13 protein-coding genes and 1 pseudogene are annotated in these 14,137 nt (G+C 75.9%); 4 read left to right on the top strand and 10 right to left on the bottom strand.

The features are described 5' to 3' along the window. Positions 1–19 precede the first annotated feature (19 nt). The 3 genes from ABZ885_RS24355 to ABZ885_RS24345 all read right to left on the bottom strand — a co-directional run bounded on the left by ABZ885_RS24355 (position 20) and on the right by ABZ885_RS24345 (position 3,870). Positions 20–1,078 carry a hydrogenase expression protein HypE gene (locus ABZ885_RS24355; RefSeq protein WP_360192337.1) on the bottom strand — a complete coding sequence of 353 codons (1,059 nt, stop codon included), beginning with the start codon at positions 1,076–1,078 and terminating at the stop codon, positions 20–22. Positions 1,079–1,210: 132 nt separating this feature from the next. After that, entirely contained in the window at positions 1,211–2,887 is a 1,677-nt protein-coding gene (locus tag ABZ885_RS24350) for a hydrogenase maturation protein (RefSeq protein ID WP_360192334.1), read from the bottom strand. Positions 2,888–3,045: 158 nt separating this feature from the next. Next, the gene (locus tag ABZ885_RS24345; protein WP_360192331.1) at positions 3,046–3,870 is read right to left on the bottom strand and encodes an alpha/beta fold hydrolase; all 825 of its coding nucleotides are present in this window, start codon (positions 3,868–3,870) and stop codon (positions 3,046–3,048) included. Between the two features lie 282 nt (positions 3,871–4,152). Here ABZ885_RS24345 and ABZ885_RS24340 point away from each other — a divergent pair, with 282 nt between their 5' ends. Both ABZ885_RS24340 and ABZ885_RS24335 read left to right on the top strand, forming a co-directional pair. Continuing rightward, complete coding sequence (locus ABZ885_RS24340) at positions 4,153–4,866, top strand: TNT domain-containing protein (RefSeq protein WP_360192328.1); 714 nt, start codon at positions 4,153–4,155, stop codon at positions 4,864–4,866. Positions 4,867–5,146: 280 nt separating this feature from the next. Then, positions 5,147–5,989, top strand: coding sequence for an AfsR/SARP family transcriptional regulator (locus tag ABZ885_RS24335; protein ID WP_360192325.1), 843 nt, complete (start codon positions 5,147–5,149; stop codon positions 5,987–5,989). A 58-nt stretch (positions 5,990–6,047) separates the two neighbouring features. On the opposite strand, the gene ABZ885_RS24330 is transcribed toward ABZ885_RS24335, so the two are convergent. The 7 genes from ABZ885_RS24330 to ABZ885_RS24300 all read right to left on the bottom strand — a co-directional run bounded on the left by ABZ885_RS24330 (position 6,048) and on the right by ABZ885_RS24300 (position 11,557). After that, complete coding sequence (locus tag ABZ885_RS24330; RefSeq protein ID WP_360192322.1) at positions 6,048–6,572, bottom strand: MauE/DoxX family redox-associated membrane protein; 525 nt, start codon at positions 6,570–6,572, stop codon at positions 6,048–6,050. After that, on the bottom strand, positions 6,569–7,072 hold the full coding sequence (locus ABZ885_RS24325) for a S26 family signal peptidase (protein WP_360192319.1): 504 nt from the start codon (positions 7,070–7,072) through the stop codon (positions 6,569–6,571). Before ABZ885_RS24325 ends, ABZ885_RS24330 begins: the two co-directional genes overlap by 4 nt. Further along, the gene (locus ABZ885_RS24320; protein ID WP_360192316.1) at positions 7,069–8,976 is read right to left on the bottom strand and encodes an ABC transporter ATP-binding protein; all 1,908 of its coding nucleotides are present in this window, start codon (positions 8,974–8,976) and stop codon (positions 7,069–7,071) included. Before ABZ885_RS24320 ends, ABZ885_RS24325 begins: the two co-directional genes overlap by 4 nt. Before the next feature lie 2 nt (positions 8,977–8,978). Next, positions 8,979–9,587: a hypothetical protein gene (locus ABZ885_RS24315; RefSeq protein WP_360192313.1), complete on the bottom strand. Its 609-nt coding sequence runs from the start codon at positions 9,585–9,587 to the stop codon at positions 8,979–8,981. A gap of 79 nt (positions 9,588–9,666) precedes the next feature. Further along, the gene (locus ABZ885_RS24310; protein ID WP_360192311.1) at positions 9,667–9,906 is read right to left on the bottom strand and encodes a hypothetical protein; all 240 of its coding nucleotides are present in this window, start codon (positions 9,904–9,906) and stop codon (positions 9,667–9,669) included. A gap of 223 nt (positions 9,907–10,129) precedes the next feature. Continuing rightward, complete coding sequence (locus ABZ885_RS24305) at positions 10,130–10,801, bottom strand: RES family NAD+ phosphorylase (protein WP_360192308.1); 672 nt, start codon at positions 10,799–10,801, stop codon at positions 10,130–10,132. Positions 10,802–10,804: 3 nt separating this feature from the next. Then, positions 10,805–11,557: a DUF3168 domain-containing protein gene (locus ABZ885_RS24300; RefSeq protein WP_360192305.1), complete on the bottom strand. Its 753-nt coding sequence runs from the start codon at positions 11,555–11,557 to the stop codon at positions 10,805–10,807. Positions 11,558–11,825: 268 nt separating this feature from the next. Here ABZ885_RS24300 and ABZ885_RS24295 point away from each other — a divergent pair, with 268 nt between their 5' ends. Both ABZ885_RS24295 and ABZ885_RS24290 read left to right on the top strand, forming a co-directional pair. Next, positions 11,826–13,244 (top strand): hypothetical protein, encoded by a 1,419-nt coding sequence (locus ABZ885_RS24295; protein ID WP_360192302.1) that lies wholly within the window; start codon positions 11,826–11,828, stop codon positions 13,242–13,244. After that, positions 13,234–14,137: pseudogene (locus ABZ885_RS24290) on the top strand (ATP-dependent Clp protease ATP-binding subunit); the annotation flags it as partial. The gene ABZ885_RS24295 and the pseudogene ABZ885_RS24290, both read left to right, overlap by 11 nt.

Raw genomic sequence — 14,137 nt, 5'->3', positions numbered from 1 at the left:
GGCGCGGCGGCCCGCCTGGTCACCAGGGGGTGCGGTAGCCGGTGGTCAGCCTGCGCCCGGCGTGGCGCCACTTGGGTTCCTTGTCGACGGTCTTGAGGGTGATCGCGCGCAGCCGGCGGATCACCGAGCCGTACGCCGTGCTGGCGGTCGTGGAGACCGCGGAGCCCGGCGGCGGGTCCATGAACGGCATGAACTTGTCGGGGAATCCGGGCATCGTGCAGGCGATGCAGATGCCGCCGACGTTGGGGCAGCCGCCGATGCCGTTGGTCCAGCCGCGTTTGGCGACGTTGCACTTGACGACCGGGCCCCAGCAGCCGAGCCTGACCAGGCACTCGGGCGTGCCGTAGTCGGTGGCGAACTGGCCCTGCTCGTAGTAGCCGCCGCGGTCGCAGCCCTCGTGCACGGTGGCGCCGAACAGCCAGGCGGGGCGCAGCTTGTCGTCCAGCGGGATCATCGGCGCGGAGCCGGCCAGCTGGTAGAGCAGGTAGGTCAGGGTCTCGGAGAAGTTGTCGGGCTGGATGGGGCAGCCGGGCACGCAGACGATCGGCAGGCCGGCCTTGGACTTCCAGTCCCATCCGAGGTAGTCGGGCACGCCCATGGCGCCGGTCGGGTTGCCCTCCATGGCGTGGATGCCGCCGTACGTGGCACAGGTGCCGATGGCGACGACCGCCGTGGCCTTGGGGGCGAGGCGGTCCAGCCACTCACTGGTGGTGACCGGCTGGCCGGTCTCCGGGTCGTCCCCGAAGCCGCACCAGTAGCCCTCCTTCTTGATCTTCTCGTTCGGGATGGAGCCCTCGACGACCAGGACGAACGGCTCGATCTCGCCGCGGTCCGCCTTGAAGAACCACTCCACGAAGTTGTCCGCGCCCTGCACCGGACCGCACTCGAAGTCGATCAGCGGCCAGTGGACGGCGATCTTCGGCAGGCCCGGGAGGGCGCCGGTGACGATCTCCTCGATGCTCGGCTGCATGGCGGCGGTCAGGGAGACCGAGTCGCCGTCGCAGCTCAGGCCCGCGTTGATCCAGAGAATGTGCACCACGTCGGTGTCGGTGGCGCTCGTTGCTGTTTCAGCACCCATGAGGATGCCTCCTCGGAACTGGGAGCCGGACACAATGGCTCGGAACAGTCATAACAGCGGTCGGCCCGGCCCGCCGGTCCACAGGGCCGGGCGGCGCAGCCGAACAGACGCAAGCCGGATGGGCCGTCCGGGTCAACCGCTCGCCGAGGGGGCGGGGAGCTTGCGGACGAAGGCGGCGCGCAGCGCGTGGTACGGGGACGCCGGGTCGGAGAACTGGCGGTGCATCACGGCCAGCTCCCCGGCGCGGTGGGCGGCGAGCGGCCTGGCGCGTTCGTCGGCCTCGCGGGCGGCCTTCTTCGCGGCGATCCGGCCCTGGACCGTCGGCGAGGCGGCGGTCAGGCCCGCCAGGCGGGCGGCCTCCCGCCCGAACTCCTGCGGGGTGCACGGCAGGACGCGGTCGGCCAGGCCGGTCCGCCGGGCCGCCTCGGCCGTCACCGGGAGCGCCTGCCCGGTGAGCCGGCGCGCCTGTGCGTCGCCCACCCGGCGCGGCAGGGTGTAGGTCCAGTACTCGGAGCCGTACAGGCCCATCAGCCGGTAGTGCGGGTTGAGCACCACGCCCCGGCGGCACCAGACCTCGTCGGCGGCCAGCGCGAGCATCACCCCGCCGGCGGCGGCGTTCCCGCCGAGGGCGGCGACCACCAGGCGGTCCGTGGTGGTGAGGACCGCCTCGACCAGGTCGTCCATGGCGTTGATGTTCGCCCAGGACTCGGCGGCCGGATCGGCGGCGGCCTCGATGACGTTGAGGTGGATGCCGTTGGAGAAGAAGTCGCGGCCGCCGCCCAGTACCAGCACCGAGGTCGGCCGGGTGAGGGCGAAGCGGTACGCGTCGAGCAGCCGGCGGCAGTGCGCGGTGCTCATCGCGCCGCCGGGGAAGGCGAACCGCAGCAGGCCGACCGGGCCGTCCTCGCGGTAGCGGACGTCCGACCAGACCGGGTCGTCCTCCGCGGGCATCAGCGGCGCCGGCACCTCGGGCAGCGGGGGCAGCGCGTCGCCGAGGGCGGTGACGGCGGGCAGCTTGATGCCGGCCGGTCCGTCCGGGCGGCGGCGGCGGAGTTCCGGGATCCACACCGCACCGTCGCGGGTGGCCCGGCACACCGCCCCCGCCCGGGTGGCCAGCAGTTCGCCGGGCCGTCCGCGCAGGTCCCGCTCCGGGTGGCCGCCGTGCAGGAACCATGCGGCGCCGAGCAGGTCGTCCAGCACGCCGGGCCGGGAGTCGGCCGCCCTGAGCTTGCGCACCACGGTGCCGGTGTCGTCCCCGGCCCAGTCGATCCGCCGCACCTCCTGGCGCAGGTACGGCCGGGTGTGGTCCGGCGCCGTCCAGCCGGGGCCGTGCTGCGGGCGCGGGGTGTACGTGCCGGAGGCGACGCGCTCCACGGCTCGGAGCACCGCCGTGACCGCGGCGTCGGACACCTCGTTGCGGTAGAGGTCGCTCTTGGCGACGGGCGGCAGCGCGCAGGGCTCCGAGGCCCAGACCGGGCCCGCGTCCATCACCGCGTCGGCCTGCAGCACCGTCACGCCCCAGTCGGCCGCCCCCTCGTGGATCGCCCAGTCGAGGGAGGAGGGGCCGCGGTCGCCGGGCGGGCCCGGGTGCACGATCAGGCAGGTGACGGCGGACCAGACGTCGGGCGGCAGCGCCGTCCTCAGCATCGGCGCGACCACCAGGTCCGGGGTGCAGCGCCGCACCGCCGTCCGGAGCGCCTCGTCGTCGCCGGCCAGGTGGACCTCCACCGTGTGCCGCAGGTCCCGCAGCTCGGCGTGGACCCGCTGGGTGAGGCTGTTGAACGCGCTCGCGACGAGCAGGATCCGCATATGTGCACCTCCGGCGGTCGGGACCCCCGTGAACCCGGCGATCATCCCCCCGCACCGCACCGCCGCCCGGCGCACCGCGCCGCCCGTTCACCCGCCCGGCGGCACCGTGCCGGGCCGGCCGTCCGATGGGCGGGAGGCGTGACAGCGCCGCGGGCCCCTCAGCCCGCCGAGGGGTCGGCGCGGATGCCGCGTTCCTCCAGCCAGTCGAGCACGTAGTCGGCGACGAGGCGCCATCCGCTGTCGATGACCAGCGAGTGGGCCCGGTCCGCGAACTGCTTCAGGTCGGTCACGGCGGCGGTGTCGCCGTACTGCCGGTACACCGCCCGGGTCGCCGCGTCCGGCACGAGTCTGTCCTCCTGCCCGGAGATCAGCAGCAGCGGACCGCGTCGCGCGTTGCCGACGTCCGCCACGGCGCGCGGGCTGCGGGCCGCGCCCCCGCAGCCGAGGTCGGCGAGCAGGCGGCGTGGTGCCGGCACCACGTGGCGCTCGTGCAGCCGGGCGGACTCCTCCGCGCCGACCGTGTTCGCGAAGAGCCGGTGGAACCGCTCCGGCGACAGGTGCACCAGCTGCTCGTCGGACGGACGCCGGGCGGGGGCCGGGAGCGGCGCAGGGGCGGGCAGCCGGGCGGGGGACGCGTGCAGCGGGATCCCGTTGACCGGGGCGGGGGCGATGGCCACCGCGGCGCGGCCGAGGTCCGCGGCGATGAGGTGCTGCGCGATGAGCCCGCCGACCGAGTGCCCGACGATCACCGGCGGGACGTCGAAGGAACGCACGATCCCGGCGTAGTGGTCGGTGAGCACGTCGAGGCCGATCCGGCCGAGCCCGGCCGGGGACTCGCGCAGGCCCCGGGCGGCGGCGGCCTCCCCCGGCCATCCGGGCGCGAGGGCGCGGAACCCCCGGCCGGCGAAGCGCTCCGCCCACGGCTCCCAGGAGCGCGCGTGCAGCCACACGCCGTGGATGAGGACGACGGGGGTACGGTTCACGGCTGGCTCCTCCGGGCACGACGACCGTCCGGCACCGGAAGGCCGGGGACCGGTTCAGGATCATCCGGGCGCGGCCCGGGGGCGACAGTCGAATGACTCAATCCCGACGGCCCGCCGGGCCGGCCCCGCCCGTGGTTAGCCCGCCCGCGTGCAGTCCGCCCCGCCACCGCCCGGGTTCGCCGGACGCGCAGCGGCTCCCGGTGTGCAATGACGGTGCCGTGCGGCCCCTGCGCTCCCCCGCAGCCGGGCCGCCCCCTCCCCCGGTACCCCTGGAGCCCGCCCTTGCGCCCTCTCACGCTCGCCTCGCTCTCCATGGCGGCCGCACTGCCGCTGACCTTCCTCGCCGCCGCCGGTGACGCCGTGGCCGCCGCGCCGGTCCGGGTGCCGTCCCAGCGGAGCCTCCCCGCGGACTGTCCGGACCTCCTCCCGCCCGACGACCCGACCGTCTACTACTGCGGCCGCACCGAGCTCGGCCCGGCCGTGCTGCCCACGGACGGGCCGGTGGGCGTGCTGCTGAAGGGCTATCACCGCCTCGGCGGTCTGCAGCCGACCCAGTTCCTCGACTGGTACCGCAGCGGCGACCAGTGGAAGTACCCCGACAACCGGGGCTTCGCGGAGCTGAACGGCGTCCTCGACATGCACCAGCAGACGATGGAACCGGGCGGCCTCCTGGACCGCTTCGGGAGCGAGGGCGGCAAGTACCTCGCCCCCGGCGGGACGCCCTACGCCAAGCGCGCCCTGCCGCCGGACTCGCTCAACGGAACCGGGAACAACTACCACTGCTACGTGGTGAACCGTGACTTCCGCGTCCAGACCGGCCACATCGCGGCCGGCTTCGCCCAGCCGGGCTTCGGCTACCAGCAGTGGCTCGACCCCGCCCTCAAGCCCGCCGACTTCACCGACGCCGAGACGTACAACGTCGCCAACCTCGTCAAGCACGAGTACCTGAAGACCGCCGCGCCCGAGCGGTGCGTCGGCGACGCCCGCAGCGCCTGACCCGTGACACCGCCGCCGGCCCGCCGGACGACGGGCCGGTGACGGTCGCGTACGACCCGCACGCCCCGGCCGCGGCGCCCTCCCCCGGCCCGCGGGCCGGTCGGCGCGTCCCACCTGGGCGAACCGGGTTTTGGCAGCGCTGTTCCCATAGCCGGGACGACCGGCCTATGATCACGCGCATCGCGAGCCGTTGACTCCCCTTCGACAAACGGGAGTTGGCGAGTGCTGCCCACAAGGTCCGTAGCTCGGGGGAATGATGCGCTACACGGTACTTGGACCGTTGGAAGTTTTCGACCAGGGCACCGTCGTGCCCATAGACCGGCCGCGCAGGCGCGCGGTACTGACGTTCCTGCTGCTCCACGCGAACCACCAGGTGTGCATCGAACAGCTGGTGGACGCACTGTGGGGCGAGCGGCCACCGCGCAGTGCCCGGGGCCAGGTGCACACCGCCGTCTCGGCCCTGCGCAAGCTCCTCCCCGGCACCGCCGCCGGGGACGGGCCGCGGGACGACGCCGGACCGCTCGCCTCCCTGGCGGGCGGCTACCGCCTCGCGGTGGGCCGGCACGACCTCGACACCGTGGACTTCGGCCGGGAGGTCGCGGAGGCACGGCGGCTCACGGCACTGGGCGAACACGCCGAGGCCGTCCGGCACTTACGGAGCGGGCTGGGCCTGTGGCGCGGCGTCCCGCTCACCGGGATCGACGCACCGTTCGCGGAGCCGATCCGGGCCCGCCTGGAGGAGGAACGCTTCGCCGCCTACGAGCTGCTGGCCGACATCGAGCTCGGCGCGGGGCGGCACCACGAACTGGTGCCCGAGCTGACCGCCCTGGTGGACCGCTACCCCGCCCGCGAACACCTCGTGGAGCGGCTGGTCCTCGCCCTGTACCGCAGCGGGCGGCAGACCGACGCGCTGGCCATCGCCCGCCGGCTGCGCGCCCTGCTCGCCGAGGAGTTCGGGCTGGACCCGGGCCCCGCGCTCACCGAGCTGGAGAACGCCGTGCTGCGCGGCGACCCGGCCCTGCTGAGCCCGCGCCGGCACACGCGCGCCTCACTGCCCCGGCTGCGCCGGCTGTGCAGCCACCCGGCCCGGACCCGGCCCTACCACTGGCGCCCGGGCCGCTGACCCGGGTGCCCGCCGCCCCCCGCCGCCACCCGCCGGACACCCGCCCGGGCCGGGAGGTTCAGGAGCGCCGGGGAGCGGCGGGCCCCTGGAACAGGTAGGCGATGTCGTCCCACCGGACGATCACGGCGCCCGCACCCGCGCCCGCGGCGAGGGCGGCCGCCGCCAGGGCCGGGGCCACGCCGCCGCCGGGGGCCAGCGCCGCGGCGAGCGCGCCGGCGGCGAGCAGGGAGTTGCGCAGGACGAAGCCCCGGGCGCTGCCGCGCGCGCCGCGCCTCGCCGCACCGAAGCACCGGCAGTCCGCCGCCCGGCCGGCCTGCAGGGTCGCCACGGTGAAGGCGGCCAGCAGCCCGAGCGTGAGCACCGCGCCGGCCTGCCGCACGGTCGCGAGCAGCACCACCGCCGCCACCTCGGCGGCGATCACGCCGACGGCGGCCGGACGGCGCAGGCCGGCCGGCAGCCAGCGGAAGTCGGCCAGGTCGGCGGCGAACGCGGCCAGCGCCGCGCGGCTGCGCGCCTTGCCCACCAGCGCGGCACCGAAGACGACCACCAGCAGGGCGCGGGCGGCCAGTTGCAGCATCGTCATGCGGTCCTCCCCGAACCGTGACCCGAAGAAGCACGGTGGCGGGAACGCCGCCCCGACCGGCTCAGGGACTGCGCGGGCCGCCCGTCCCGGGACATCCGGCGGACGGCCACGCCCAGGGCGGTGCGGCTCGGCACGGTGCCGAACGCCCGCGAGTCCAGGCTGCGCGGGTTGTCGCCGAGGACCGCCAGGTGCCCGGACGGCACCGCCGGGCAGCCGTCCGCGGCCGGGTCGCCCGCGACCGCACTGACCCGCTTCACCAGCCACGACGGATCCTGCGGGACGCGCGGCCCGCCCGGGACGGGGAAGACCACCACGTCGCCGCGGCGGAACGCCCTGGTCCGGCGCACCAGCACCCGGTCGCCGTCCCGCAGGGTGGGCTCCATGCTGCCGCCCTCCACCACCACCAGCTCGAAGGAGCGGCGGACCACCACCGCCGTCGCCACGGCCCCGGCCAGCGCCCCGGCGGCGACGGCGAGCACGGACGGGGGAAGCGTGTTCATCGCACTCCTTCGGATCGGTCCGCGTCGGTGCGCGGCACGGTGCAGGGCCCGGCCGCCGTACGGCCGGCCGGGAGGCGGGCCCCGGCGGACCGGCCGCCGTCCTCGCGGTAGCCCTCGGCCTGCGCGGCGAACAGCTCCGCGTACCGGCCGTCGAGCGCCACCAGTTCGTCGTGGCCGCCGCGTTCCGCGACCCGCCCTTCGAAGAGCACCACGATCAGGTCGGCCTCCCGCAGCGCGGCCAGCCGGTGCGAGATCAGCAGACTGGTGCGACCGGCGCGGTGGCGGCGCAGCGCCTGGTGCACCTCGCGTTCGGCGAGCGCGTCGAGGCCGGAGCTGGGCTCGTCCAGGATGAGCAGCTCGGCGTCCTCGCGCATCAGCGAGCGGGCGAGGGCGACGCGCTGCCACTGGCCGCCGGAGAGCACGACGCCGTTCAGCTCGTCCTCGTCGGCGAACGTCCGGCTGAGCAGGGTGCGGTAGCCGCGGGGCAGCCGCTCCAGGCTCCCGTCGATGCCGGCGCGGACGGCCGCGGCGCGGATCCGGCCGAGGTCCTCCCGGTGCTCGGGGGCGCCCAGTCCGATGTTCTCGGCGGCGGTCAGGTCGTACGTCATGAAGTCCTGGAACGTCGCGCCGATCCTGCGCCGCAGTTCGCCGACCGGCATGGTGCGGATGTCGACGCCGTCCCACAGGATGCGCCCGCGCTCGGGGTCGTAGAACCGGCAGAGCAGCTTGACCAGCGTGCTCTTCCCGGCGCCGTTCACGCCGACCAGGCCGACCGCGCGGCCGTGCGGGAGGTGCAGGTCGACACCGCGCAGCGCCCAGGGGGCGTCGGGGGTGTAGCGGAACCAGACGTCCTCGAAGGTGATGCCCTCCCGCAGCGGGGCAGGGACGTGCGTGCCGTCCGGCAGGTCGGCGGGCGAGCCGAGCAGCGCGAGGTAGTGCCCGAAGAGCCGCAACGCCTCCTCCGCACGCCCGAGTTGCATCACGATCGAGGACAGCGCGCCCTGCACGGCGGCCACCGCGGCGGTGAACAGGGTCATGTCGCCGAGGGTGATCCGCCCGGCAAGCACCTGCCGTGCCACCACCACGGCCGCGGTTCCGGCGACGGCCGCGGTGAGGAGGGCGAGCCCCGACTGGACGAGGACGCTGCGGCGCAGCGCCGCCAGGCCGGCCCCGGAGGTCTCGCGGAGCCCGTCGAGCGCCCGGCGGCGGAAGAGCGGCCCGGTGCCGAAGAGGCGGATCTCCTTGGCGGCCCGGGGGTCGGTGAGCAGCATCCGGTAGAAGTACTGCCTCCGGGCGGCGGGGACGACGGCCGCGGCGGTGTCGGCCATGCCCCGGGAGGTGCGCAGGTGGCCGGCGACGGAGACCGCGACGCAGAGCACGAGCAGCGCGCCCATCGGCGGCCAGAACAGCAGCACGGTGCCGAGGAACCCGGTGATCGTCATGGTGCTGCGGACCGTGTCCAGCAGGAAGTCGAGGACGTCGTGCGGTGCGCCCTGGGCCGCGGTCTCGGCCAGCCGGATGCGGTCCTGGGTCGCCGGGTCCTCGAACGGGCGCAGCCCCCGGTAGGCGTTGACCCGCTCGTAGAGCCGGTCCTGCACCTCGATGTTGACGGCCCGACCGGCCACGGCGGCGACCAGCGCCGTGACGTGGTTGAGCACGGCGGTCACCCCGGCGAGGGCGGCGCCCGCGGCCGCGAGCCACGCCACCCGGGTGCCGTCGGCCGCACCGGGGCCGCCGGCTCCGGCCAGGGCGTCGACGAGCAGCTTGGTGACGTAGGCGATCGCGGCCGGGAGCACCCCGGTGAGCAGGGCGAGCAGGAGCTGGAGCACGATCCCCTGCGGGGAGGCCCGCCAGCCCAGCCGCAGCGCGGCGGCCGCGGCCCGCACCCGCCCGACGGCCGTCATGCTCACACTGTTTCCCTGACGCGGGCCGGGCGGTCGGTCTTCGGGTCGGCCTTACGGTCGGTGGCCGGGGCGGCCTTCGGGTGGTGCGCGGAGGCGGGCACGACGTCGTCCAGGTCGTGACCGGCCGCGGCGATGACGCCGTCCTTGAGCCGGAGCAGGGTCGGGAAGGCGTCGATCCCGCCGAATGCGGCGGTGGCCGGGGACTTCTCGGCGACGACGGACACCCGGCCGACGGGGGCCAGGGTGGCCGCCATCCGGCGGGTCTCCGGGCTCTCCGGGTCGCCGACGACGAAGAACAGCGGGTCGTCGGCCCCGGTGGCGGCGCCGCCGGCCAGGGACTCGATCAGCTTGCCGCAGGGGGTGCAGCCGACCATGACGAAGCCGGCGAAGGCGTCGCCCTCGGCCACGTCGGCGAGGGTGACCTCCTCCCCTGAGGTCGTGACGGCGCTGAACCCGCCGACGGCGGTGCCGACCTCCGGCAGGGCGTCGGGGATGCCCTGGCCGCCTTCCTCCAGCGTCCGCAGCCTGCGGATGACGGCGAAGGTGAGGACGAGGTTGGCCGCGGTGGCGATGCCGAGCACGACGGCGAGGGCGATGAGGGCGGTGAGCATGTCGGTTCCTCTCTGGGCCGTTCGACGGACGACGGGGGGCGGGGGCCGCCGGAGACCGGGGCCCCCGCCCTGCCGGTCGTCAGCAGCCGTACGCGGCCTTCTTGTTGTACTGGAAGCCGCCGGTGCCCTTGCAGACGCCCTGGCAGTTGTAGTAGCCGTTGCACATCGGCTGCCACCACCAGCCGCCGGAGCAGAAGCCGCTCCGCGAGGTACAGGCGGCGACACCGCAGTAGTCCGGCGGAATGCAGGCGCCGGCCTTCTTCTCCTTCAGGAGCGCGCCCAGCATCTTGTCGCCGAGCGACGTGAGGGTCCTGGTCATGAGACCTCCTTGTGGGGTTCGACCCGTTGTCCGAGCCGCCCCACCATGCTGTCCGGGCCCCCTCTCCATCCGCTCCTCGCCGGCTCTGCGGGCCGGTCGGGGTGCCGTACCTCCGGCGCCGGCCGGCGCGCTCCTCGTCCGCCCGCGCACACGCCGACGACCCGGCGCCACCGGGGCGCCGGGTCGGGCTTGGGTCGGGATCGGGCTCGGGGTCGGGCGCGGACTACCGGTCCGCGGGGGGCGGGTCGACGTGGGTGCGGCACGGGGCGAGCAGCTCGTTGAGCAGCTCGGCGCCGGCCACCGAGTCCAGGGCGACCGGTTCGGCGTCGGCGGGCTTGAGCAGGTCGGCCGCGCCACCGCGCTGGTAGAGGATGCACGCCGTGTTCGGCAGGTCCCGGTGGGAGTACCACGTCAGCCCGAGTGCCCAGGGCGCCTGGCCGCGGATCCAGGCGGCCCAGCGGCGGGTGTCGGGATACGAGGTGGGCGGGGCGTTGAGCAGCCACTCGTCCTGGTGCACGGCGGCCAGCTGGTCCGTGCCGAGCAGGCCGACCAGCGGGATGTCACAGGCCGTCACGATGGGTGAGAGCACCTTCCCTTCGAGCGAGCGGCGGCGGATCCGCCGCCAGCCGGCCTCCGGGAACGGTACGCCGCGCAGCAGCGTCTCGATCACCGCCGTCCGCGCGGTGAAGCCGGCGTAGAGGAACGGCAGGTGCTCGCCGTCGCCCTCGAAGGAGCAGAACCGGCCGCCGCCGATCCTGGTGTCGACGGGGCGGGGATTGAACGAGGTGGCGGGGTACGAGCCGGAGTGCACCCGCCAGAGGGTGGTGCCGGCGGGCAGCAGCTCCCGGTGCGGGGTGGCGCGCACGGCGGGGCCGGGGACGTTCACGTCAGGCATCGCTCACCACTCCGCGATCTCGGCCCGCGCCGCGGGGAGCAGCGAGCGCTCCGCGGGGGTGCCCAGCAGACGGGCCGGGACGGCGTCCAGCCAGGCGTTGGCGCCCAGCCACCAGTCGGCGACGCCCCATGGGTCGTCGGCGGCGTCGAGCAGCCGGTTGATCGTCACCACCAGCGGGTGCGGCCGGCCGGAGGCGTCCGTGAACTGGAACGAGGGCAGCCGGACGGTGCCGTCCCGGTCGGTGAGCCGGATCAGGTCGGGGCTGCCGGGATCGTGGCCGCCGGACCGGTAGTCGGCGGCGGTGACGCTGGGGGCCGCGAGCAGCCAGTCGTCCGCGTCGGCCGGCGGGGTCGCCACCTCGGCGGGGGGCCCCGCCGTGGCGGGGGTGTCGTCGGGTCGGGCGTCGTCCGCCTGCGCGCGCCGGGCCTGGAGGACGTGGCGGCCGGCCAGCAGTGCGGCCACGCCGGTGAGCCCCGTCAGGGCGATGCGCAGCCTGTGGGACGAGGCCTCGGCGTCGGGTGCCGAACCGTCCGAGTAGCGGGAGACGGAGAGGTCGAGCGCGGCCCGCACCGGATGGCCGGCCGGGACGTGCCGCCTGACCAGCCGGACGATGCTGCGGGCCGCCCGTTCCGGGTCCTCGTGCGGCCCGTTCACGAGTTCGGTCAGCGTGGCCCGGGCGGGGTCGTCGAGCAGCTCCCACACCTCGTCCCAGTGCTCCCGCAGGGTGTCCAGCACGTCCGCCAGCACACCGCTCACCGCCTCCGTCGTGCCTCTGCGCCGGGCCGGCGGCCCGGCGCCCAATCTAGCGCGCCCGGACGGATCACGGGCGGTGATCGGGATTTCTCCCACTCGTGAACAAGCCGGGCCCATCTGCGGCATGATGGTGAGTCAGCACCTCGGGGGTGGTGCCGGCCGGCGTCCGGCCGGGGCGGTCCGCTCCGGCCCCGGTGGCGCAGAGCGTGCCGGCCCGGTGCCGTTGCCCCCGGTCGCACCGCACGTCCAACTCGCGCTCGGAAGGCGGCCTGTGAGCAGTACCGCGGGATACGGGTGGTCCTACGTCGACCGGGAGGCCGAGCGGCGCCGGCAGTTGCGTGCGCAGCTCGCCCAGCAGGCGCAGCGGGCGGAGAACCTGCGGCGCGCGGAGGAGCGCCGGGTGGAGAACCTGCGGCGGGCCGAGCTGCGCGCCCAGCTCGGCGAACTCGCCGAGCACGCCCAGGGCCTGCGCGGCGAGGCCAAGCAGCTGCGGCGCAACTACCGGACCGGCAAGGTGCGGGTGCCGGTGGTCAGGGCGGCGGCGGACGCCGACGCGGCCGAGCTCGGCCGGCTGGTCGAGCAGGCCAGGGCGGCGAACGCCCGGGCGGCCGAGGAGTTGGCGGGCGCGGTGGCCGACGTCTGGTCGGCGGTGCTGCCCGAGGCCACGGCCGCACCCGCCCGCCCGGCCGCGCCCACCGGCCGGCGCGCGCCGGAGGCGGGAGGGCACACCGAGGCCGCCGGGGCCGCCGAGCAGGAGCGGCTGGAACGTGTCCGGGCCGGCGCGCTCGCCGAGGCCGACACCCTGCTGGCCCGCGACGTGCCCCGGTGCGACCCGGCCGACCTGGAGCGGGTCGCCGCCCTGGTGGAGTCGCTGCGCGCGGCCGGCACCGTCTCCGCGGTGCGGATGACCCTGACCGACCTCGGGGCCCTGGTGCAGCACTCGGTGCACCGGCGGCGCCGGGCGGAGGAGCTGGCCGAACTGCGCGCCGCCCTGGTGGAACTGGCCCAGGACGCCGACGAGGCGGACCGCGAGCGGCTGGTCGCCGCGCTCACCGCGGCCGAGGACCCGGCCCACCTGCGGGCCGCCGTCGAGCGGGCGGTGGCCGAGGCGGACGCGCGGCGGCACCGGGCGCCGGTGGCCGAGGCGCTGCGGGACGTGCTGCGCGAGCGCGACTACCTGGTGGGAGAGGACTTCGCCGACCTGCTGGAGCGGGAGGGCGAGGCGGTGGTGCCGTTCGGCGATCCGGCGGACGGCGGCGCGGCGGACGGCGCGGCTCCCGCCGCCGGCTACGGGCTGCGGGTGGTGCTCTCCCGGGACCGGGCGACGCTCTCCACCTCCGTGGTCCGCCGGGACGGCACGACGGCCGACGACCGGGCCACCGAGCACACCGGGCACGTCGGCCGGGGCGACCGGGACGAACAGGACGAGCTGGTCCAGCGGTGGTTCTGCGAGGAGCAGTTGCCCGAAATCGAGGACGGCGTCCGCCGGCAGGGCGTGCAGCTGCAGCGGACCGCCGCGATGGCGCCCGGGACGATGGCCGCCGGGGTGGTCCCGGGCGGGTCGTGGCCGCAGCCCCCGGCCGCCGCCACCCCGCACCACCGCAGGAACAACCGGAAGAACAAGCGCGGCGCCGGCGCGTCGGACACCGCCGCGGCCCGGCAGCAGCAGGAGCGTCGCCGTGAGCGGTGAGCCGGGGGCGGGCCGGACGCAGCAGGGCCGGACGCAGCAGGGCCCCGGGCCGGCGGAGCCCCCGGGCGGGACCGCCCCGGCGGACACCGGCCGCCCGGCGGCGCCCAGTTGGATCCGCGAGCTGGACATGGCCCTCACCGTGTACCCGCAGGTCCTGCTCACCGGCAACGTCCGCGACCAGTACCTGCTCCCGGACGACCACGCCGCCGGCAGCAGCCCGACCCTCGCGCCGTACACCCTGGACGACGTCATCGAGTCGGTCTGCCTGACCCGCGGGTACGGCGCCCTCGCCGTCCAGGACCAGCTGATGGAGCGGATCGCGCTGCGCCGGCTGACGCTGGAGCCCTTCGAGGTCCCCGAGGTCGTCCGTGAGCTCTCCGAGCGCGACGCACGCTGGCAGCGCGAGCAGGACGGGGACGACGACGAACCCTCGATGACGGACCGGCTGCGGGACGTCATGGTCGGCATCGTCCGCCACCCCGGCCCGCCGATCGGCCTGATCATCCCGTACGCCGCGCGGCTGGGCTCCTCGCGCGCCCCCGTCGGCGGCGAGGCCGCCCGGCTCTTCGCGACCGCGGAGGAACTCGGCCACACCGCCCGGCCGGTCCAGGGCAAGACCCCGGTCACGCCGTACAACACGGTGTTCTGGGTGGTGGAGCGGCAGGAGGACCTGCCGCTGGACTTCGCCGTCGGCAGCCGGGCGCTGCGGGTGATCAGCGTGCCGCAGCCCCCGCACGACCAGCGCCTCGCCGTCGCCCGGTACGTGGTCGGCGGCCTGGCCCGCCGCCAGGCCGCCATCATCGGTCCGCGCCGCAGCAGGGCGTGCACCTTGGCCTGGGCGCCGGTGTGCGAGCGGGCGGCGGCGGCCTCCTCGTACTCGCGGTGGAAGAGCG

It is taken from the genome of Kitasatospora sp. NPDC047058, from assembly GCF_040643935.1.
Taxonomy (GTDB): domain Bacteria; phylum Actinomycetota; class Actinomycetes; order Streptomycetales; family Streptomycetaceae; genus Kitasatospora.
The sequence above is the reverse complement of the archived record's forward strand: the minus strand, read 5'-3'. Positions and strand labels throughout refer to the sequence as shown.